The 18,963-nt window shown below is 59.1% G+C and carries 16 protein-coding genes, 1 tRNA gene and 1 pseudogene; 5 read left to right on the plus strand and 13 right to left on the minus strand.

The annotated features are described in order from the left end of the window. Window positions 1-152 precede the first annotated feature (152 nt). The 5 genes and pseudogenes from otsA to C2E15_RS12535 all read right to left on the minus strand — a co-directional run bounded on the left by otsA (window position 153) and on the right by C2E15_RS12535 (window position 5,076). Window positions 153-1,589, minus strand: a complete 1,437-nt coding sequence (gene otsA / locus C2E15_RS12515; protein WP_104957656.1) for an alpha,alpha-trehalose-phosphate synthase — start codon at window positions 1,587-1,589, stop codon at window positions 153-155. Beyond that, window positions 1,586-2,379: pseudogene (otsB, locus tag C2E15_RS12520) on the minus strand (trehalose-phosphatase). Before otsB ends, otsA begins: the two are co-directional and overlap by 4 nt. A gap of 344 nt (window positions 2,380-2,723) precedes the next feature. After that, window positions 2,724-3,407 (minus strand): SOS response-associated peptidase family protein, encoded by a 684-nt coding sequence (locus tag C2E15_RS12525; protein WP_104957658.1) that lies wholly within the window; start codon window positions 3,405-3,407, stop codon window positions 2,724-2,726. Between the two features lie 48 nt (window positions 3,408-3,455). Beyond that, a complete protein-coding gene (locus C2E15_RS12530) occupies window positions 3,456-3,986 on the minus strand; it encodes an isochorismatase family protein (protein ID WP_104957659.1) in 531 nt (176 codons plus the stop codon). 133 nt (window positions 3,987-4,119) lie between these two features. Continuing rightward, a complete protein-coding gene (locus C2E15_RS12535; protein ID WP_104957660.1) occupies window positions 4,120-5,076 on the minus strand; it encodes a LysR family transcriptional regulator in 957 nt (318 codons plus the stop codon). Between the two features lie 95 nt (window positions 5,077-5,171). On the opposite strand from C2E15_RS12535, the gene C2E15_RS12540 reads away from it, so the two are divergent. The 3 genes from C2E15_RS12540 (at window position 5,172) to msrA (ending at window position 7,683) form a co-directional block, all read left to right on the plus strand. Further along, window positions 5,172-6,371, plus strand: a complete 1,200-nt coding sequence (locus tag C2E15_RS12540) for an MFS transporter (RefSeq protein WP_104957661.1) — start codon at window positions 5,172-5,174, stop codon at window positions 6,369-6,371. Window positions 6,372-6,456: 85 nt separating this feature from the next. Further along, the gene (locus C2E15_RS12545) at window positions 6,457-7,020 is read left to right on the plus strand and encodes a flavin reductase family protein (RefSeq protein ID WP_104957662.1); all 564 of its coding nucleotides are present in this window, start codon (window positions 6,457-6,459) and stop codon (window positions 7,018-7,020) included. 123 nt (window positions 7,021-7,143) lie between these two features. Beyond that, window positions 7,144-7,683, plus strand: a complete 540-nt coding sequence (msrA, locus tag C2E15_RS12550) for a peptide-methionine (S)-S-oxide reductase MsrA (RefSeq protein ID WP_104957663.1) — start codon at window positions 7,144-7,146, stop codon at window positions 7,681-7,683. Window positions 7,684-7,734: 51 nt separating this feature from the next. On the opposite strand, the gene phoA is transcribed toward msrA, so the two are convergent. After that, the gene (phoA, locus tag C2E15_RS12555; protein ID WP_104957664.1) at window positions 7,735-9,144 is read right to left on the minus strand and encodes an alkaline phosphatase; all 1,410 of its coding nucleotides are present in this window, start codon (window positions 9,142-9,144) and stop codon (window positions 7,735-7,737) included. 230 nt (window positions 9,145-9,374) lie between these two features. Here phoA and C2E15_RS12560 point away from each other — a divergent pair. Beyond that, window positions 9,375-9,462: transfer RNA gene (locus C2E15_RS12560), tRNA-Ser, on the plus strand. Window positions 9,463-9,782: 320 nt separating this feature from the next. Here C2E15_RS12560 and phoH read toward each other — a convergent pair. From phoH to C2E15_RS12585, 5 genes are all read right to left on the minus strand, one after another. Beyond that, window positions 9,783-10,571 (minus strand): phosphate starvation-inducible protein PhoH, encoded by a 789-nt coding sequence (gene phoH, locus C2E15_RS12565; RefSeq protein ID WP_104957665.1) that lies wholly within the window; start codon window positions 10,569-10,571, stop codon window positions 9,783-9,785. Between the two features lie 564 nt (window positions 10,572-11,135). Beyond that, entirely contained in the window at window positions 11,136-12,410 is a 1,275-nt protein-coding gene (gene efeB, locus C2E15_RS12570) for an iron uptake transporter deferrochelatase/peroxidase subunit (protein WP_104957666.1), read from the minus strand. 5 nt (window positions 12,411-12,415) lie between these two features. Continuing rightward, window positions 12,416-13,537: an iron uptake system protein EfeO gene (gene efeO, locus C2E15_RS12575; protein WP_104957667.1), complete on the minus strand. Its 1,122-nt coding sequence runs from the start codon at window positions 13,535-13,537 to the stop codon at window positions 12,416-12,418. 34 nt (window positions 13,538-13,571) lie between these two features. Continuing rightward, entirely contained in the window at window positions 13,572-14,402 is an 831-nt protein-coding gene (efeU, locus tag C2E15_RS12580) for an iron uptake transporter permease EfeU (protein WP_104957668.1), read from the minus strand. Between the two features lie 377 nt (window positions 14,403-14,779). After that, window positions 14,780-14,959, minus strand: coding sequence for a DUF1127 domain-containing protein (locus tag C2E15_RS12585; protein ID WP_104957669.1), 180 nt, complete (start codon window positions 14,957-14,959; stop codon window positions 14,780-14,782). A 171-nt stretch (window positions 14,960-15,130) separates the two neighbouring features. On the opposite strand from C2E15_RS12585, the gene C2E15_RS12590 reads away from it, so the two are divergent. Then, a complete protein-coding gene (locus C2E15_RS12590) occupies window positions 15,131-16,588 on the plus strand; it encodes an aminotransferase-like domain-containing protein (RefSeq protein WP_104957670.1) in 1,458 nt (485 codons plus the stop codon). Window positions 16,589-16,754: 166 nt separating this feature from the next. Here the strand turns inward: C2E15_RS12590 and C2E15_RS12595 are convergent, their stop codons facing one another. After that, window positions 16,755-18,350: an HrpF/NolX family T3SS translocon protein gene (locus C2E15_RS12595; protein WP_245912266.1), complete on the minus strand. Its 1,596-nt coding sequence runs from the start codon at window positions 18,348-18,350 to the stop codon at window positions 16,755-16,757. A gap of 87 nt (window positions 18,351-18,437) precedes the next feature. Next, window positions 18,438-18,917, minus strand: a complete 480-nt coding sequence (locus C2E15_RS12600) for an Lrp/AsnC family transcriptional regulator (protein WP_104957671.1) — start codon at window positions 18,915-18,917, stop codon at window positions 18,438-18,440. Between the last annotated feature and the right edge of the window lie 46 nt (window positions 18,918-18,963).

An 18,963-nucleotide genomic window follows, 5' to 3' on the forward strand; every position in this document is an offset into this window, starting at 1 on the left:
CGTGGAATAAAAAGAGGGCAAGACGAAATAACAACGAGGCGGTAAATACCTCAGGGAGAGGAAAACAGAGAAGAAAGAGAAAAAAGAGAAGAAAAGAGGTAACGACATAAATAACGCATCAACGTCCCTGTCGATGCGTTGGGCGAAATAAATCAGGCGAGACGGGAAAAGTTCGCCACGTTATTATCCGCTGCATCCTGCTCGGTGCGCGGCGTAATCGCACGCAGGTCCTGCAGGAAGCTTTCGCGCCAGTGACTGATATCGTTTTTACGCAGGATATCCATCATGTCGTTATAACGGGAAATACGCTCGGTACGCGACATGGTCAGCGCTTTATCGAGCGCTGCCGCCACTTCATCGCGATCGTACGGGTTGACGATCAGCGCGGAGGTCAGCTCGTTGGCTGCGCCGGCAAAGCGCGACAGCACCAGTACCCCCGGATCCTCAGGGTTCTGCGCCGCGACATACTCTTTCGCCACCAGGTTCATACCGTCGCGCAGCGGCGTAATCAATGCCACATCGGTCAGGCGGAAAATCTTCATCAACAGACGGCGATCGAAATGCTGGTTCAGGTAGTAAAGCGGCGTCCAGCCCAGGGTGCCATATTTACCGTTGATACGCCCTGCCTCTGTTTCCAGCTGGTGGCGGATATCCTGATAAGCCTGCACGTCGCCGCGTGAGGTCGGCGCAATCTGCGAATAGCGGATTTTGCCGCGATGCTGCGGATAGTTCTCCAGCAGCGCCTCATAGGCGAGGAAACGCTCCGGCAACCCTTTGGAGTAGTCGAGACGTTCGCAGGCGATAATATTTTTCGCATCGCCCAGCTCGCGCTTCATGGCGGCCATCTTCGGCGGCAGCGGGCCTTCGGCCATCTCTTTGATGCTGTCCGGCTCGATGCCGATCGGATAGACCTCAGTAGAGAAGGTATGCCCAAAGGCGCGATGCTGTTTCGGCCCTTTCTGCTGCAGCTGCGTCAGCAGCGCCAGGCTTTCAAGGAACGCCTGACGATCGTTTTCGGTCTGGAAACCGAGCAGATCATAGTCGCACAGCATTTCCAGCAGCTCATTGTGCGGCGGCAGCGCGTTGAAAATTTCCGGCGTAGGGAATGGAATATGCAGGAAGAAACCAATGCGGTTTTTCACGCCGCGTTTGCGCAGCTCGGCGGCAAACGGCAGCAGATGATAATCGTGGATCCAGAGAATATCGTCCGGCTCAATCAGCGGCAGCAGGCGTTCCGCCAGCAGCTCGTTAACGTGGCAGTAGCCATCCCAGGCTTCGCGCTGGAACTGTACTAAATCGAGGCGATAATGGAAGGCGGGCCAAATAACCGTGTTGGAGAACTGACAGTAATAGAGATCGTAGTCATTCTGGTTCAGCGGGAAAGAGGCGTAGGTGATGCCTTCATGCTTAACGATATCGACGTCTTCATTATCTTCTTCACCAATGGCGCTAATCTCGCCATTCCAGCCGAACCAAAGTCCACCTGTCGTTTTTAGCGCATCCAGAATGCCGACGGCCAAACCACCGGCGCTGGCCTTGGATCCATCTGGTACAGCGATACGGTTAGATACGACTACTAAGCGACTCATAACCTTGACTCCTTACCGACGTTGTCTTGTCTTGCTTTAATTGTAATTTGATCTGCTCCAGCCAGGCGTGAACCTCGTCAACGCCTTTCAGGCGATAATGCGCCTGGCTTGAGCCTTCACCTACCTTGACGGAAATGCCCTGCAGCGCGTTGACCGCAAGAAATCCTTTTTCATCCGTCAGGTCGTCACCAATAAATACCGGAATACGTCCGGCAAACGGCGCTTCTCCCATAAAAGACGTTATTGCCGCTCCTTTGTCCACGCCCTGTGGTTTGATCTCCACGACGCATTTACCTGGCTGCAGCGCCAGCGTCGGGAAGCGTTCAACCAGCGAACGCGCCAGTTGCATCACTTCATCTTCATACTGCCTGGCGCGGCGATAGTGCAACGCAAACGCCATGCCTTTGGTTTCCAGCTGGGTGCCGGGCCATTTCGCCATCGCGGTATGCAGCGCCGCGCTCAGCTCCTGGCCCATCGATGCCGGCAGCGAAATGCGGTGCAGCTCGCCGTCTGCGCCGCGCCGTTCGGCGCCATGTACGCCGGCGGCCGGCGTGCGCAGCGGCGCGGCCAGCATATCCAGCTCATGAATCGGTCGGCCTGAGACCAGCGCCAGTGCGCCGTTGCTTAAGGTATAGAGCGCCTGCAGCGTCTGCCGCACCGGCTCAGGGATAAACGCTTTATCCGGACGTGACTGAATAGCAGCCAGCGTGCCATCCACATCGAAAAAGAATGCGTAAAGGCCGCCGCTCAGGGAGGGTAGTTGTTGGTTATTTGCTGCTACGGTTGTCACACTCTTCCTCCTGTTCTGATAAATCTTCGCTGGCGCTGCCTGGCTTCCCGCACAGGTAAAATCGCCAACGTAAAGAGAACGGTTTGATGCAGCGGAAGGATGCGGTTAGGGCAGATTGACAGCGTTGCTGATTGAGACGAGTAGCATAATGCCGGATATCAAACGATGGCGACTCTCTCCCGGGTTGACCTGTTGCCTGGCCGGCCCTGAGCCGACTGCCCATCACGCACCACTTCTGGCGGACATCGTAACAAAACAGTATAGACGCCAATTCGACGTTCGCCAGGCACGGCCCGATTTTCAGAACAGGCTGAATTTTGTAAAAAAGGCTCGCTTTTTCCGTTTCAGCACAGCGGGTCTTCTATTGGCGCCACCAGCTCCGCCTGTTGATGATGCGGGCTGCCGACCGCCCGGCTGACCGGATGCCAGCTGAACTGCTGCGGATCCATCGCCGCCTGCTGGCTTAACGCCACCGCACGCGCCGGAGACGTTTCCGGATCGAGCCATTCGCCGACCGCTTCCGCCTCCAGCACCAGCGGACGCCGGTCGTGCAGATCGACCATGCCGCGATCGCTGGCGGCGGTGACAATGACAAACCCCTCTTTTTCCTGCGCACGCGCATAGGGCGCATGGCCGATGGCGGCGAAGAACAGCGGCTGATGCCGGCGCTGGTAGATATAGTAAGGCTGCTTTTTATCGCCCTCGCGCTTCCACTCATACCAGCCGTCCGCCATTACCACCGCGCGGCCATGCTGCCACAGCGGGCGAAACATTTTGCTTTCGGCGGCGGTCTCCACCCGCGCGTTAATCAGCGGGGCTTTGTGCCACCAGGCGGGCCCGTAGCCCCAGAAAACCGGATCGAGATGCAGCGCATCGTCGCGATGGTTAAGCAGCAGCACCTTGCTGCCGGGCGCAACGTTATAGCGCCCTATCGGCTGTTCATCCCAGGCGATAGCGCGCTCCGCCTGGCCTTCGAGACTTTTCAGCCAGGCTTCGCGCGATTGAATTTGGGTAAAGCGTCCGCACATAGCGCCTCCTTAATACCAGAGAGTATAGAAGGCGCGGCGCGAAACGCGTCAGGCGGCGGTGCGCCAGCGCTGAACAATTTCAGCGGTGGGCGCCACATACAGGCGGTTGCCGGGCAGGATCAGGTTGGCCCAGACTTCGTTATGCTGCTCGATAAGCTGCTGCGCCGAGCCCCAACGCCGATCGGAGGTGGTGTGCGCATCCGACGCCACGCTGATGGCGTAGCCTTTGCTGCCGCCGACCTTAATGGTGGTGTCAACGCAGTAGTCGGTGGCGCAGCCGCAGATCACAAAGCCGTTGGCGTTCAGCTGCTGCAGCACCGCATCCAGACCGGTGTTCCAGAAGCTGTCGCAGGCCTGCTTGTTAATATAGAAGGCATTCGGCGGCTGGTGCAGCTCCGGCAGAATTTGCCAGGCCTCGTTGCCCGGCTGCATATCCGCATCTTCATGCTGAATAAAGATGGTGTGATCGGCGGCGGCGATCAGCTGATTAATGCTGGCGGCGCGCCCCGCCCGATCGAAACGCGGCGTAGTGAACACGCCATTTTGCATATCAACCACAATAACGATACGTGCGGACATAGGGCATTCTCAGGAAGAGAGGAGCCTCTATCATTAGCGCTGCCGGCGGCCAGGGTCAATCCCCCACAGGCGGCCTGCTGACAAATTTGCGGCGTGGCGCGCAGCATTGGAAAATTCGGCTACGCCGAAAGGGTTAAGACCCCGGGCGCGGCTGGCGGCTCGGCGGCTGCGTGCCGGTGATACGCGGCATCACCTCACGCATCAGCGCGATAAACTGGCGCAGCCGCGCCGGATAGTAGCTGGCATAAGGATAGAGCAGATAAACCGGCAGCGGCGGCGCCTGCCAGCCCGGCGTCAGCTGCTGTAACCGCCCCGCCTGCAGATCCTCTTTCACCACCCAGGCGGAAACCATCGCTGCGCCCAACCCGTCCAGCGCGGCGCGACGCACCGCATAGAGGCTGTCACTGCTCAGGCGCGGCACGATCGGAAACTGAAAATGCTCGCCGCTGCGCGCGTCGTTAAGGATCACTTCGTTGCTGTAAAAGATGCTCAGCGCCAGCCACGGCAGCCGGGCGAGATCCGTAACCTGACGCACCGGCGGAAACTGCGCCAGCAGCGCAGGCGCGGCAACCACGATGCGCGGCACCTCCGCCAGCAAAATCGCCACCACTGAGGGGTCGGTAACCTCGCCCACATGGATCGCGCAGTCGATGCCTTCGGCAATAAAATCGGGCGTCGGATCGTTCAGCGTCCATTCAATACGGGTATGGGGGTAGCGCCGCAGATAATCTCCCAGCGGCGCGATCAGCTGATCCTGGCCGAAGGCGTGCGGCGCGCGCACCCTTAATACCCCGACCGGCTCATCGCTGACGGCGTGCAGCTCATCTTCCAGTAACAGCCACTGCTCTGTCAGACGGCGCGCATGCTGATAGCAGCGTTCACCGTCGTCGGTCAGTTTCATGCTATGGGTGGTGCGCTGGATCAGCCGCGCGCCAAGCAGCTGCTCCAGCGTGCGCAGGCGCCGACTGACGGTGGGCTGGCTGGTCTGCATCTGTTGGGCGGCGGCCGACAGGCTGCCGCTCTCGACAATGCGCACAAAGGTATGCAGCAACGTTATACGGTCAGTGCCAATTGCGTTTAGCTCTTTCATACGTGCTACGTATAACAGTTTTACCCTGAAGACGGCTACCCTTTATGCCGGCGAAAGCGAAAAATAGCCCTACTTTCGCTTTCGGAGCTACTGCCATGTCAACGTTACTCTCTTCCACCGCCGCCAGTGAAACGGTTGGACTCAGCCGCCGCTCGCAGTTTTTGCTGGCCAGCGGCGCCGGCCTCAGCGTCGCCTCTATCTATTACAGCCAGCCGATGCTCGGCATCATGGGCGACAGCTTTCACGCCAGCATCGCCGATACCGGGCTGGTGCCGACGCTGACGCAGCTGGGCTACGCGCTGGGCATTCTGTTTCTGACGCCGCTGGGCGACCGTTACGATCGTCGTCATATCATTCTGCTGAAGGGCGTGCTGTTGACGCTGACCCTGCTGTTATGCAGCGTTACCGGCACCTTTAGCATGCTGCTGCTGACCAGCCTGGCGATGGGCCTGGCGGCGACCGTGGCGCAGGACATTATTCCGGCGGCGGCGGCGCTCGCCAGCGAACAGCAGCGCGGCAAAATGGTCGGCACGGTGATGACCGGCCTGCTGGCGGGGATCCTGCTGTCGCGCGTGGTCAGCGGCGCGGTCGCCGACTGGTTCGGCTGGCGCAGTCTCTACGCCGGTGCCGCGCTGGGCGTGCTGCTGATTACCCTGGCTATCTGGCGGGCGCTGCCGCGCTTTACCGCGGCCTCACAGCTCTCCTATTTTGCGCTGCTGCGCTCACTGGGGCAGCTCTGGCTGCGTTACCCCGCCCTGCGCCGCGCGGCGCTGGCACAGGGGCTGTTGTCGGTTGCCTTCAGCGCCTTCTGGTCAACGCTGGCGCTAATGCTGGCGCAGCGCTATCACCTCGGCAGCGCCGCCGCTGGTGCCTTTGGCCTGGCGGGCGCAGCGGGCGCGCTGGCGGCGCCGATAGCGGGTGCCATCGCCGATCGCCGCGGCCCCAATCAGGTCACGCGTATCGGCGCGGCGCTGGTAACGTTCTCTTTCGCGTTGATGTTTGTTATGCCGCTGCTGTCGCCGTCGGCGCAGATTGCGGTGATCGTCATCAGCGCTATCGGCTTCGATTTAGGTTTGCAGGCGACGCTGATTGCGCACCAGACGCTGATTTACAGCCTGGATCCGGCCGCCCGCAGCCGTCTTAACGCGGTAATGTTCACCGTGGTGTTTATCGGCATGGCCAGCGGCGCGGCGCTCGGCAGCCATGCGCTGGCGCTGGCGGGCTGGAGCGGCGTGGTCGCTCTGGCCACGCTGGCGGCGGCGGGCGGCCTCGCTATTCGTCTTACCAGCCGTTAAGCTGCGATTGCCTGCCGCGGCGGCTGGTGTGGATGACACCAGCCGCTACACTGAGATAAGCGTCTCTTTCACCTGCGGAGGCATTATGACGACGTATAACAAACACCACTTTCCGGTTGAGAAAGTACGTAAATATCTGGAGCCGGGGCCGGTGGCGCTGGTGACATCGCAGTGGGAAAACCAGACCGATATTATGACCCTCGGCTGGCACACCATTCTGGAATTTTCGCCCTCGCTGCTGGGCTGTATGATCGCCAGCATGAACCTCAGCCACGAACTGATCCGTAACAGCGGCGAATGCGTGATCAATATCCCCACCGTCGAGTTGATCGACGCAGTAGTGGCGATCGGCAACAGCCACGGCGACGACATTGATAAGTTCGCCGCCAACGGTCTCACCGCGCAACCCGGCAGCGTGGTAAAAGCGCCGCTGATTGATGAGTGCTTCGCCAGCTTTGAATGCCGCCTGCACGACGGCGCGCTGGTGGATAACTACAACTTTTTTATTTTCGAAGTGGTCAGGGCGCATGTCGATCCTGCCCTGGCGCTTCCGGAGACCCTGCACTACACCGGCGAAGGACAGTTTCGCGTAATGGGTGACCGGCAGCTCGATCAGCGCCAAAACTTTAAGCCTGAAATGCTGATTTAACATGAAAAATTTTCCCGTTGGCTGCTTTGCTAAACAGAAAGAGCGGCGTGATTTGCCCGTTAACAGCCTGTTATGCGAGGATGGAAAACTGAGCGTCAGGACCTAATCTGGAGAAGTAAAAGAATGGCAACTGAATATGCGGTAATTGCGGGTGGCTGCTTCTGGTGTACCGAAGCGGTGTTTAAAGACATCATCGGCGTTGAATCGGTCGAAAGCGGCTATACCGGCGGCAATCGCCCTAACCCGACCTATGAGCAGGTTTGCAGCGGGGCGACTGGCCATGCCGAAGCGATCCGTATCGGCTTCGATCCGGAGAAAGTGAGCTATGGCGATCTGCTGGATATCAGCTTCGCCACGCACGATCCGACCCAGCTGAACCGCCAGGGCAACGATATCGGCACGCAGTACCGTTCGGCCATCTTCCCGGCCAACGCCGAACAGGAAGCGGAAGCCAAAGCGGCCATCGCGCGCGCGCAGCAGGATCATAGCGACCCGATCGTCACCACCATCGAGCCACTGAAAGAGTTTTACTCAGCGGAAGCTTATCATCAGGATTACTGGGAAGGCGCGGGCCAGCGTAACGGCTACTGCATGGCGGTGATCCCGCCGAAGCTGCAGAAGCTGCGTAAGAGCTTTGCGAACCGCGTGAAATCTGCTTCATAAGCCGCCGCGGCGGCACACGGATAAGGCGAGCCTGGCTCGCCTTTTTTACGTTTATTGCTTCAGGCCCAGCGCGTCGCGCAGGGTGAAGAACAGATCGGTCTGGTCGGTCAGGCCGCTGACGTTCGCCGCCTGCGGACCATAGGCGGCGATGCGCAGCTGGGTGCCGGTATGCTCCTGCGACTCCCCTTCCGCGTTGCCGTAGCTGACGGTCATCACCGCGCCATCTTTGGTATTCAACGCCTGCGTCAGGCCCGGCGCTTTGGTGCCGTTTTCAACAATCTGGCTGGCGTGCGCATGGTCAGCGGTGACGATCACCAGCGTATTGCCCTCGCGGCGCGCGAAATCGAGCGCTTTTTGCACCGCCTCATCCAGGTCGACCGTTTCGCCAATCTGACCGCACGGGTTGGCGGCATGATCCTGCTTATCGATCGAGGCGCCCTCCACCTGCAGGAAGAAACCCTGCGGGTTTTTACTCAACAGGCTGATGGCCTTATCGGTCATCTGGGCCAGCGTCGGCGTGCTGGCGGAACGCTCCTGGTTGACGGCGCAGGTGACGGCAGGCTTATCGATATTGCCATGATAGCTCGCTTTCGGCCCCTGCCAGCGCACCGGCATATTGCCGTCGCTGAACAGACCCAGCAACGGATGCTGCTGGTTCGCCTCACTGACCGCCTGCAGTTCGTCAAGGTTGCTGACCAACCGGTAGCCGCGCGCCTCCGCCTGCTCGCGCAGCGTTTTGCCCTGATAGTCGCCCGCTTTCGCCACCTCTTTAAAAGTTTTCGCGCCGCCGCCCAGCGTCACATCGGCGCGGGTCGTCAGCAGCTGTTCCGCAATCGATCCCCTGCCGCCCTTTTCCAGCGCGTTGCTGGCGCAGAGTTCGCTGGTTTTTTCCGGGCCGTAGCATTTGCGCGAGGTGACGTGCGAGATCTGCGCCGCCGGGGTGGCATCCTCCAGCTCGGCGGTGGAGACGTTGCCGGTCGCTTTGCCGGCGGCCTTCGCCATCTCCAGCAACGTCATCTGATCCTTGCCGTTAACGTCCACGCCCAGCGCGCCGTTATAGGTTTTAACACCGGTGGACCAGGCGGTGGCCGAAGCGGCGGAATCGGTAACGTAGCTGGGCTTATGCGTCTCTTTATCAAGGGAGTAATGGGTATACTGGCCGGTCACCGGCAGCGCGTCGATGCCTTTAAAAAAACCGCCGGCACCCATGGCATAGTTGCGCGCCAGGGTGATTTCCGAATCACCCATGCCATCGCCGATGAGCAGAATAACGTTTTTCGCCCGCGCATTGCTCAGGGCGGCCTTCAGCGCCTCAGTCTGCTCGCCGCTAAAACGGCGTGCGCCGCCGGGCTGGGTGATGTCGCCCAGCGCGGCGCGCGTGATGGTCGCCATCTCCGCTGCGGCGCTGCCGCACACCAGCATCGCCAGTAACGAAACCGCAAATAAAGGCTGCTTTTTCATCCAGTTAATCCTTGTTATGGTCACTATTTCAATTTGTGTAAAGAAGTGTGCGACAGCGAGGTGATCCTTTTTTTACGTTCTGATTGCGGTTTTATGACAGAGTGACGCGCCGCCAACTGGTCACGCCTTAACCGGGCGTAACAAAAGAGAAAAATAGTGCTTGACCCTATCAGGGCAACTCCCTATAGTAGCGCCCCGTTGCCACCCTGAGCGGTGGTGACAGACAATGTGGTGAGGTGTCCGAGTGGCTGAAGGAGCACGCCTGGAAAGTGTGTATACGGCAACGTATCGGGGGTTCGAATCCCCCCCTCACCGCCATTATTTCACGAGAAAGCCTGAGCGAAAGTTCAGGCTTTTTTGTATGCCTATCGCACCCACGAGGGGGGTGATGAGAACCCCCGCCGGGTTCGACAACCGGCGCAGCCGGTTGGACAGCCGCAGGCTGCCCGCAGGGCGAGCGAAGCGAGTCCATCCCCCCCTCACCGCCATTATTTCACGAGAAAGCCTGAGCGAAAGTTCAGGCTTTTTTGTATGCCTATCGCACTCACTACCTGAGCGAACCTGCCGACGTTTGTTAACGCCGCGCATAAAAAAGCCCGAACTCACGTTCGGGCTTGGGCTACAGACTACTCACTCAATCAATCGTACGCATGCAGCGCGCGCTGACACAGCGCGGATCGCACGCAATCCTCTTTACCAAACCGCACTACGCCCACCATCTCGTCTTCGACAAAGCGATTGAGCGCGTCGGCCAGTCCAGACGTTACGCCGGCAGGCAAATCGCACTGCGTAATGTCGCCATTCACAATAACCGTGACGTTTTCGCCCAGGCGGGTCAAAAACATTTTCATCTGCGCAGCGGTGACGTTTTGCGCCTCATCAAGGATCACCACGGCATTTTCAAAGGTGCGGCCGCGCATATAGGCGAAAGGCGCGATTTCCACCTTGCCGATTTCAGGACGCAGACAATATTGCATAAAGGAAGAGCCAAGACGTTTAACCAGAACGTCGTAGACCGGGCGAAAATAAGGGGCGAACTTTTCCGAGATGTCGCCGGGCAAAAAGCCCAGGTCTTCATCCGCCTGCAGCACCGGTCGGGTGACGATGATTCTGTCCACATCCTTATGAATCAGGGCCTCTGCCGCTTTCGCGGCGCTGATCCAGGTTTTGCCGCATCCGGCTTCGCCGGTGGCAAAGATCAGCTGTTTTGTCTCTATGGCGTTGAGATAGTGCGCCTGAGCATCATTTCGGGCTTCAATCGGCGCACGGTCGCGTGAATCACACGCCATGCCGATCGCATCCAGCCCACCCATTTGCACCAGCGAGGTGACCGATTCTTCTTCACGCTGACGATGGCTGCGTGAATCGCTTCGTAGCACCCGACGTGCTTCACGACGCGCTTTGATCACTGCTTTCTGTCTTCCCATAGTGGCACCTTACAGTTGGTTTCATTTCCCGCGCCGGAAAGGTTCTGGCGCGATTACGTGAACGCTTTAGAGGTTGGCTTCCTTCAGAGCCTTACTAGCCGTTGATGAACAGACGCACGCCATCGGCCTGCGCCAGACTGGATTCAGGGAAAGGGTTGAGCCGTGAGTATTAAAGCAAGTGGGGAATAACCGAGAGAAAGAAATGCTCTCGCGAAAAATAGTGCGATGTTTTTTATGAGTAACGGGCTGTCCAATACAGGACGTTTCCATTCGCATTCTCCATCGTGGCAATTGAACCTACAGATGACCGCTCTGCATAAAGTGCAACAGAATCGTGTAAATTTGCAACATCAATTTTAACTGAATGGATAAAAAAACATCACATTAGCGCGCAATTAAACGCAGCCGGGGAAAAAATTATTTATAATCAATGGGTTGACTGAAATAAATAATGTCGAAACAATTCAGAAAGTTCTCAGGGGAAATAAACAGTGCGCGAGAAAGGCGACATCTGTATAAAAAACCGCCTCCCGCCAATTATAACTGCGCGGGAGGCTAAGTTAATCAGGCCTGCAGTAATGACTGTGCCAGATATTGCTGTTTATTGGCGACGCCAGGCAGCACAAAGAAATAGCCGCCGCCCACTGGTTTAATATATTCCTCCAGCGCTTCGCCATTCAGCCGATTCTGTACGGTTAAAAACCCTTTTTCTAAATCGTGCTGGTAGCAAACAAACAGCAGCCCCATATCGAGCTGGCCGGAAGCGGTTACGCCGGCGGAATAGCTGTAGCCGCGTCGCAGCATCAGGCTGCTCTGCGTTTCCGGAGTACGCGGGTTAGCCAGACGAATATGTGCATCCAGCGGGATCACCTTCCCTTGCGGATCCTGGCGGTAGTCCGGCTCGTCATGCTCATGCTTCATGCCCAGCGGCGCGCCGCTCAGCTTTTCGCGGCCGAATATCGCCTGCTGTTCGCCCAGCGGCGTACGATCCCAGAACTCGACGCGAAACTGAATAATACGCGCCGCCTGATAGCTGCCGCCGACGGCCCACGCAGGCTCTTGTTGGTCCGGCGTTACCCATAGCACCGCATCCATCAGCGCCTGGTTAGCCGCGTCAGGGTTGGCGGTGCCATCTTTAAAACCGAGCAGGTTGACCGGCGTCTCTTTGCCTTTGCTGCGCGCCGCATGGTTTGAAATAAAACCTTCACGTCGCCAGCGTACGCTAAGGGAATCGGGCGTATGTTTGATGATATCGCGCAGCGCATGAATTACGGTGTCATTGGTATTGGCGCAGATTTGCAACAGCACATCGCCGTGACAGGCGTTGGCATCCAGCGCATCGTTGGGAAAACGGGTCATCGTCTGCAGCTTTGCCGGCTTCAGCGCCGTCAGGCCGTAGCGCTCATCAAACAGCGACGCGCCGACCGAGACGGTGATGGTCAGGTTATCTGGCCAGATATGCTCGCCCAGAATACCTGAGTCAAGCGGCGGCAGCTGCGGATTGCTGACCAGCGGCACCTCGCCGCCCTGGGTAAGAAAAGCGATGCGCTCGGTCAGCAACTGGAACAGCTGCGTCAGCCCCGCTTTATCATCAACCAGCACGTCAAAGGCCACCAGCATCATTGCCGCCTGCTGCGGCGTGGTAATGCCCGCCTGATGTTCGCCGTAAAACGGCTGGCGCTCTTCCCTTGCCGACGGAGAAACCGCGCCCGGCGAGAAACTTTCCGCCGCCGCGCCGCTCAACGGACAGCCGCCGACCGCTGCTGCCCCACTCAACAGGCCAAGGCCTTTTAACAGGCGACGCCGTGAAGGCATCGCCGCATCGAACAGCTTCTTCATCCCGCTTAGTCCAGGTCCAGCGTTCCGCGCAGCAGCGCCAGATCTTCCGCCAGCGCCGTTACCGGGCCTTTCAGCCGGTTACGATCGGTCAGCGTCAGCTTCTCATAAGAGGCAAAGCCCTGGCCGCTACGGTATTTGCTCAGGATCGCATCCACTTTTTTGAAGTTGCCGTCTACCTTGCTCAGCAGCTGCGGATTGGCTTTTTCCAGCTGCGGACGCAGCAGGTTGACGATCTTCTGCGCACCGTCGATGTTGGCCTGGAAATCCCACAGGTCGGTGCGGCTGTAGCGCTCTTCTTCGCCGGAGATTTTGCTGGCCGCCACTTCTTCGATCAGATCGGCCGCGCCGCCCACCACTTTGCCCGGAGGGAAAGCCAGCTCGCTGATGCGTTTTTGCAGCTCCAGCGTATCCTGATAGAGCCGGTCGGCGTACGGCGCCATGCCTTCAGCGCTGCGATCGCCGAACAGCGCTTTTTCCAGACGGTGGAAGCCGGTGAACTTCGGATCGTTCGCTTTCTGTTCGTAATCATCTTCACGGGCGTCGATGCTGCCGTCCAGGTCGGAGAACAGCTCAGCGATCGGTTCGATACGCTCGTAGTGCTGGCGCGTCGGCGCATAAAGCGACTGCGCTTTCGCCAGATCGCCCGCTTTTACCGCGTCGGTAAAGGCTTTGGTGCCGCTGACCAGCTGCGCCACTTCGCCCAGTACCCAGCTTTTATAGGCAGCGACCGGCTCGCTCAGCTGCATCAGCGCCGAGGGCGCGCCGTTCTGCTGTGCGGCATCGGCCGCTTTAACGATCAGTTTGCCTTTCGGATTGCTGAGCAGGCCGCAGGTCATCTCATATTCGCCCGGTTCAAGGTTGGCGGTCAGCTTTTGCGTAAAGCCCGGCGCGATGTTTTCACGCTCCTCCACCACCATCACCCCTTTCAGGATCTCCCACTCCAGCCCTTTCTGGCTGTTATTGCGCACCACAAATTGCGTTTTGCCGGCGTTGACGGTCAGCGACATCGGCTCGCACTGCTTATCGTTAACGCTGACGTTAACCTGCGGCACATCGGCGGCGCCGGCGGCGGCGGAAAAGGCCAGCATGCAGGCCAGCACGCTTTTACGACGGGTGAAAATGGTCATAGCTTGAGTCCCTGTTAAAGTAATAAATCGATGTTCAGCGCGCCGGGCGCGCGACGCCGCTGGCGCGGGCCGGCATAAAAAAGCACAGCAGCGCCGGAATAAGGTAGATCAGCCAGACCGCCACTTCGCTGACGCTGGGCGCTTCCTGATAGCCCAGCAGGCTCTCCAGCAGCGTGCCGAACAGCGTATGGGTAGAGAGGGTCGCGCTAAGATCGAACGCTACCGACTGAGAGTGATTCCACAGCCCCGCTTCATGGAAAGCGCGAATGGCGCCAGCGGCCAGCCCGGCGGCGACAAAAATGATAAACAGGCTGGTCCACTTAAAGAATTTCGCCAGGTTAAGCCTGACGCCGCCCCAGTAAATTAGCGCGCCGATCGCCGCCGCGCTCAGCAACCCCAACACCGCGCCGACCGGCGGCGCCAGGCCGACATCCTGGGTAAAGGCGGCCAGCAAAAAGAAGACCGATTCCAGCCCTTCGCGCGCGACGGCCAGAAACACCATCACTACCAGCGCCCAGCCGTTATTGCCGCCCTTCTGCAGCGCCTGGTCGACCGCATCCTCCAGCTGCGCCTTGACGTTGCGCGACACCTTACGCATCCAGAAGACCATCCAGGTAAGGATCGCCACCGCAATCACCGCCACGATCCCTTCAAACAGCTCCTGCTGCTTTTGCGGAAATTCGCCGGTGGTGGCATTGATAAACAGGCCCAGCGCCAGACAGAGCGCGGCGGCGATAAACACGCCCGCCCACATAGCGCCAAACCAGCGTGTACGCTGGGTGCGCTTCAGGTAACTGGCGATCAGGCTGACAATCAGCGCCGCTTCCAGACCTTCGCGCAACATAATTAAAAACGGGACGAACATCCGGGCTCCTCGGCGAGACGGGCTTTACGTAAACCGACGTAAAGAAGCGTAAATCTAAACGATACCGATTATCATTATCGGCAAGAAAAAAACAAGTCACCGGCGGTGATTATTTGTCAGGGAGCATGAGAAGCGGGCATCACGCGGCGAGCGCGCAGGCGGCCGTTTGTTAATGTGAGCTGGATTGTATGGCGACAGCGCCTGATACCGCCGGAGGGTTGCGGCGGTCACGATCGCCACGACGGTCAGCATCGCTTTAGGATCAAGATGCAGCAATAGAGCGGTCTGCCACTGTGGGGCGGCGCATGTTCTGCCCAGGCACCGCCGCCGCATACGGGAGACCATGCGCTTTTGGCACGCTTTACCCCGGGTCGCGCTCAACGAAAGTGCCGCACATCTTCCCGCGTCAGGCCGATATCCTTTAAATGTTCATCCGACATGCGCGCCAGAATGCGTCGGGTGCGCTGCCGTTTTATCCACTGTATCAACGCCCGCGCCGGCGTGAACATTAAGGCAAGGCTTATCGGCTTGCCGCTGCGGTTTGCTTCATATTCCATGACACGCTCCTCTCTGTGTTGGCTAAAGAGAGTGTCGCCCGACGGGCCATTTCCATACAGAGGCAAAAAACGCTTTTAATTAACATACAGTGTGCCGCATAGTGGCGTTGAATGGCGTGAATCCCGCTGATCTGTACCGCTTTTTCCTGACTATTTTTCCCGGAGGCATACATGACGCGTTACCAGCATCTGGCCAGCTTACTCGCCGAGCGTATTGAGCGCGGCCTTTATCGCAGCGGTGAGCGTCTGCCTTCGGTGCGCACGCTCAGTCAGGAGCATGGCGTCAGCATCAGTACCGTCCAGCAAGCCTATTACCTGCTGGAGGAGAAACGGCTGATCACGCCGCAGCCGCGATCCGGCTACTTTGTGGCGCCCAGCAAAGCGGCGCCGCCCTTGCCCGCACTGACGCGCCCGGCGCAGCGGCCGGTTGAGATCACGCAGTGGGATGCGGTACTGGATCTGCTGAGCGGGCGTATGGAAGTGGAAGAGATGCTGCAGCTGGGCAACGGTACGCCCGATATCCACCAGCCAACGCTCAAACCGCTGTGGAAGATTATCGCCAGGCTGGCGCAAAAGCAGGATGCGCGCCTGCTGGATTATGACACGCTGTATGGCGTCAGGGCGCTGCGCGAGGAGGTGGCGCGGCTGGCTATCGACAGCGGCTGCCAGCTCAGCGCGGACGATATCGTGATCACCACCGGCTGCCATGAGGCGCTGTCGATAGCGGTGCGCGCCGTTTGTCAGCCCGGCGATATCATCGCTGTCGAATCGCCGACCTTTCACGGCACGATGCAGACGCTGCGTGGCTTTGGCCTGCGCGCCATCGAAATCCCCACCGACGCCGTAACCGGTATCAGTCTGGAAGCCCTTGAGCTGGCATTTGAGCAGTGGCCGGTAAAGGCCGTGGTGGTCGTGCCCAACTGCAATAATCCGCTCGGATTTATTATGCCGGAGGCGCGCAAGCGCGCGCTGATGACGCTGGCGCAGCACTTCGATGCGGCGATTATCGAAGATGATGTCTATGGCGAACTCGCCTGGGAATATCCACGCCCGATCACCCTTAAATCGCTGGATACCGATGGCCGGGTGCTGCTTTGCAGCTCGTTTTCCAAAACCATGGCGCCGGGGCTGCGCGTTGGCTGGATGGCGCCCGGCCGTTACCGCGATCGCGCGCTGCATATGAAATATATCGTCACCGGCTCGAGCGCCCCCCAGACGCAAATGGCGGTGGCGGCGTTTATTCGACAGGGCCACTATCTGCCGCATCTGCGCCGGATGCGCCATCGTTATCAACGCAACTACGAGACGCTAAGCTGCTGGGTGCGTCGCTATTTCCCCTGCGGGATTTGCGTGTCGCGGCCACAGGGCGGTTTTTTAATGTGGATTGAGCTGCCGGAAGCCTTTGACGCGGTGCTGCTGAACAGGACGCTGCGCGAGTCGAAAATCCAGATTGCCGTCGGCTCGCTGTTTTCCGCCTCCGGCAAATACCGCAACTGCCTGCGCCTGAACTTCGGCCTGACGCTGGATGCGAAGATCGAGCAGGCGATTGTCACGCTGGCACAGGCGGTAGAGCGCGCCATGCACGCCTGCAGTGATGACGGCATCAGCCATAAAACCATAAAGCCATAAAGCCATAAAGCCATAAGCCGTGAAACCGTAAAACAGATGAACGGGCCTGCAGCCCGTTCATCTGCAGATGCGCGCGCTCCGTAAGTGAATGCAAACCAGCAAGCTGAACGACCCACTGGCCTGCAGATGCACACTCTCTTCTGAGGCGGCGCTTTTCCCCTTCTCTTTAGCCCTGCGCCCAGACGCGCTGGCCGTTCACCTGCTGATTGCCGGATTGAGCGGTCTGCGCGGCATTCAGCGCCTGGCCGGCGCCCTGTTGCACGCCCTCCTTCACGCCCTCTTTCACGCCCTGCTTCAGCCCCTCTTTCAGCCCGGCAGTCAGCGCGGCACGTCCCGCCGTGGCCGCCAGGCCCGCTGCGCCAACGCCCGGGATCAGCACCGATAGCCCGGTGGCAACATAGCTGAGAATATCCAATAGCTTAAAGATGCCGCCGCCACGCGTTTTCTTCGCATCGGGCTGCGTCTCCTGACCACTGGCCATCTCCTCCTGGGCGGCAACTTCATCCTGGGTGGTGGGCGCGTTGGCCAGCTGCGGCGTCGCGGCGACCTGATTAGAGCCTTTACGAATAAAGGCATCCAGATCGCCCTTGCCGATCTTGTGGTCGTTGGCTTTGTTGAAGAAGTTGCCGCCCGCGCCATGCTTGCCGTTGTCCAGCATCGAAAACAGCATGGAGTTCGGCTGGCTTAACAGGTTGGCCGCGTCGCGCACCTCCTGGCTGTTATGGGGATCGTTGGCGATCTTCACCAGTTTATCCGGCTTAATGCCGCCGCCCTTGAAGAAGATATCCTGATTATTTTTGAGGGTCTCCACCGCTTTGCTCTCCTGCGGCGAGAGTTTGACATTATAGGCGGCCAGGTCGCACAGCCGGTCGCGCGAGACGCTCGCATTGGGATCATCCTTGCCGGTAAATTGCTGCCATTCCGTCGGGTGGTCGGTGAAATACTTCGCCGCCGCCGCCACCTGCGGCGGGCATTTCCCCATATCCTGCGAGCCGTCGGCGATTTTCTGCAGCGTCTCCATATTGACCTTTTTCGGCAGGCTCTCGGAGTAGAGATAGAGTTCGCGCATGGCGTCGTTGCCGCTCATCTCGCGGGCGGGGGAACCCGGTTTGGCATCGGAAGGCACATATTCGTGGGTATAGGTTTCTGCTTTGGCGTCGGCATATTGACGGATAGCCGGGTTCTCCTGCCATTTGCGAATATCCTTCGCGCTGATCTTACCGTCGCTTTTGCCATTGTTGGCCGGATCGATCGCCTCAAACATCGCGGGGTTGTTCAGCAGCGTATCCAGCGCCTTTTTGGCGTCGCCTGGGGTTTGCGGATCGTCGCGCAGCTTCATCAGCCCTTCGCGATCCTGCGGCTTTTTCAGCAGATCTTCATGGCGGCCCAGGGTGGTAATCGCCTGTTCGAACGACATCTGGTCGCCCTGCGCACCGTTGCCCCCTTCTGCCGCGCCGCTCTGCGGCCATTGCGTCACGCCGGCGGACGAACCGCCAAGGCTGGAAAGCAGCTCGCCGAACAGCGAGGCGATCAGCTGGCTCAGCAACGGCGTCTCAGCAACATTTTGCGGCGGCAGGCCCGCGCCCTGCAGCGGCGTCGGCAGCTGGCCCACCACATTCTGCATCTGCGGCGCAATGAAAGAGAGCGTGCCGGACGCCACGCCCTTTGTGCCTCCCTGCGGCGGCGCGGCGGCGCCCTGGCCGGGCGTATCGGCATCGCGCGGCGCGGTAAAACTGGATGGTGAAAAGCCTGAAAGACGCATCGTTTCTCCCTACTCTTGCTTTAACGTGTAGCCTTTATGTGGCGCGTTATCGGCGAGAGTTCCTTCTGCGGCGGGAGGCGTTCGGTTTTAGCCAGCTTCAGACATCTTCTTAATCGGCAACGTTACCAGCGGTTTGATCTCTTTCAGCACGAACATGCTCTGCATCTCCTTGATGCCGGGAAGACGGCGCACCACCGACATGGCGAAATCGGCGTAGGAATCCAGGTCAGAGGCGACCACCTGCAGCAGGAAATCCGCATCGCCGCCGATGCTGTAACAGGCGACCACATCTTCCAGCGCCGTCACCTCCTCTTCAAACTTCTTCGCTTCCGCTTCGCTGTGGCTGTCGATCGCCACGCGCACAAACACCATGACCCCCAGGCCGATTTTCTTACGGTTCAGCACCGCACGGTACCCCTGGATCACCTCGTCCTCTTCCAGCTTGCGCACCTTGCGCCAGCACGGCGAGGCGGACATGCCGATCTTCTCTGCCAGCACCTGATTGGTCACGCGGGCGTCATCCTGAAGCAGCTTGAGGATTTTCATCTCTGTCGGGGTAAGCGCCATAAAAGTAAATTCCTTTCTTTTTAACCGCGATAGAGGGTGATTTTTT

This window comes from Mixta gaviniae, assembly GCF_002953195.1.
Classification (GTDB): Bacteria; Pseudomonadota; Gammaproteobacteria; order Enterobacterales; family Enterobacteriaceae; genus Mixta; species Mixta gaviniae.

Bases quoted from the DNA above. Each gene is read 5' to 3' on its own strand.
- otsA (WP_104957656.1), bottom strand. From the start codon at position 1,589: ATGAGTCGCTTAGTAGTCGTATCTAACCGTATCGCTGTACCAGATGGA.
- C2E15_RS12525 (WP_104957658.1), bottom strand. From the start codon at position 3,407: ATGTGCGGACGCTTTACCCAAATTCAATCGCGCGAAGCCTGGCTGAAA.
- C2E15_RS12530 (WP_104957659.1), bottom strand. From the start codon at position 3,986: ATGTCCGCACGTATCGTTATTGTGGTTGATATGCAAAATGGCGTGTTC.
- C2E15_RS12535 (WP_104957660.1), bottom strand. From the start codon at position 5,076: ATGAAAGAGCTAAACGCAATTGGCACTGACCGTATAACGTTGCTGCAT.
- C2E15_RS12540 (WP_104957661.1), top strand. From the start codon at position 5,172: ATGTCAACGTTACTCTCTTCCACCGCCGCCAGTGAAACGGTTGGACTC.
- C2E15_RS12545 (WP_104957662.1), top strand. From the start codon at position 6,457: ATGACGACGTATAACAAACACCACTTTCCGGTTGAGAAAGTACGTAAA.
- msrA (WP_104957663.1), top strand. From the start codon at position 7,144: ATGGCAACTGAATATGCGGTAATTGCGGGTGGCTGCTTCTGGTGTACC.
- phoA (WP_104957664.1), bottom strand. From the start codon at position 9,144: ATGAAAAAGCAGCCTTTATTTGCGGTTTCGTTACTGGCGATGCTGGTG.
- phoH (WP_104957665.1), bottom strand. From the start codon at position 10,571: ATGGGAAGACAGAAAGCAGTGATCAAAGCGCGTCGTGAAGCACGTCGG.
- efeB (WP_104957666.1), bottom strand. From the start codon at position 12,410: ATGAAGAAGCTGTTCGATGCGGCGATGCCTTCACGGCGTCGCCTGTTA.
- efeO (WP_104957667.1), bottom strand. From the start codon at position 13,537: ATGACCATTTTCACCCGTCGTAAAAGCGTGCTGGCCTGCATGCTGGCC.
- efeU (WP_104957668.1), bottom strand. From the start codon at position 14,402: ATGTTCGTCCCGTTTTTAATTATGTTGCGCGAAGGTCTGGAAGCGGCG.
- C2E15_RS12585 (WP_104957669.1), bottom strand. From the start codon at position 14,959: ATGGAATATGAAGCAAACCGCAGCGGCAAGCCGATAAGCCTTGCCTTA.
- C2E15_RS12590 (WP_104957670.1), top strand. From the start codon at position 15,131: ATGACGCGTTACCAGCATCTGGCCAGCTTACTCGCCGAGCGTATTGAG.
- C2E15_RS12595 (WP_245912266.1), bottom strand. From the start codon at position 18,350: ATGCGTCTTTCAGGCTTTTCACCATCCAGTTTTACCGCGCCGCGCGAT.
- C2E15_RS12600 (WP_104957671.1), bottom strand. From the start codon at position 18,917: ATGGCGCTTACCCCGACAGAGATGAAAATCCTCAAGCTGCTTCAGGAT.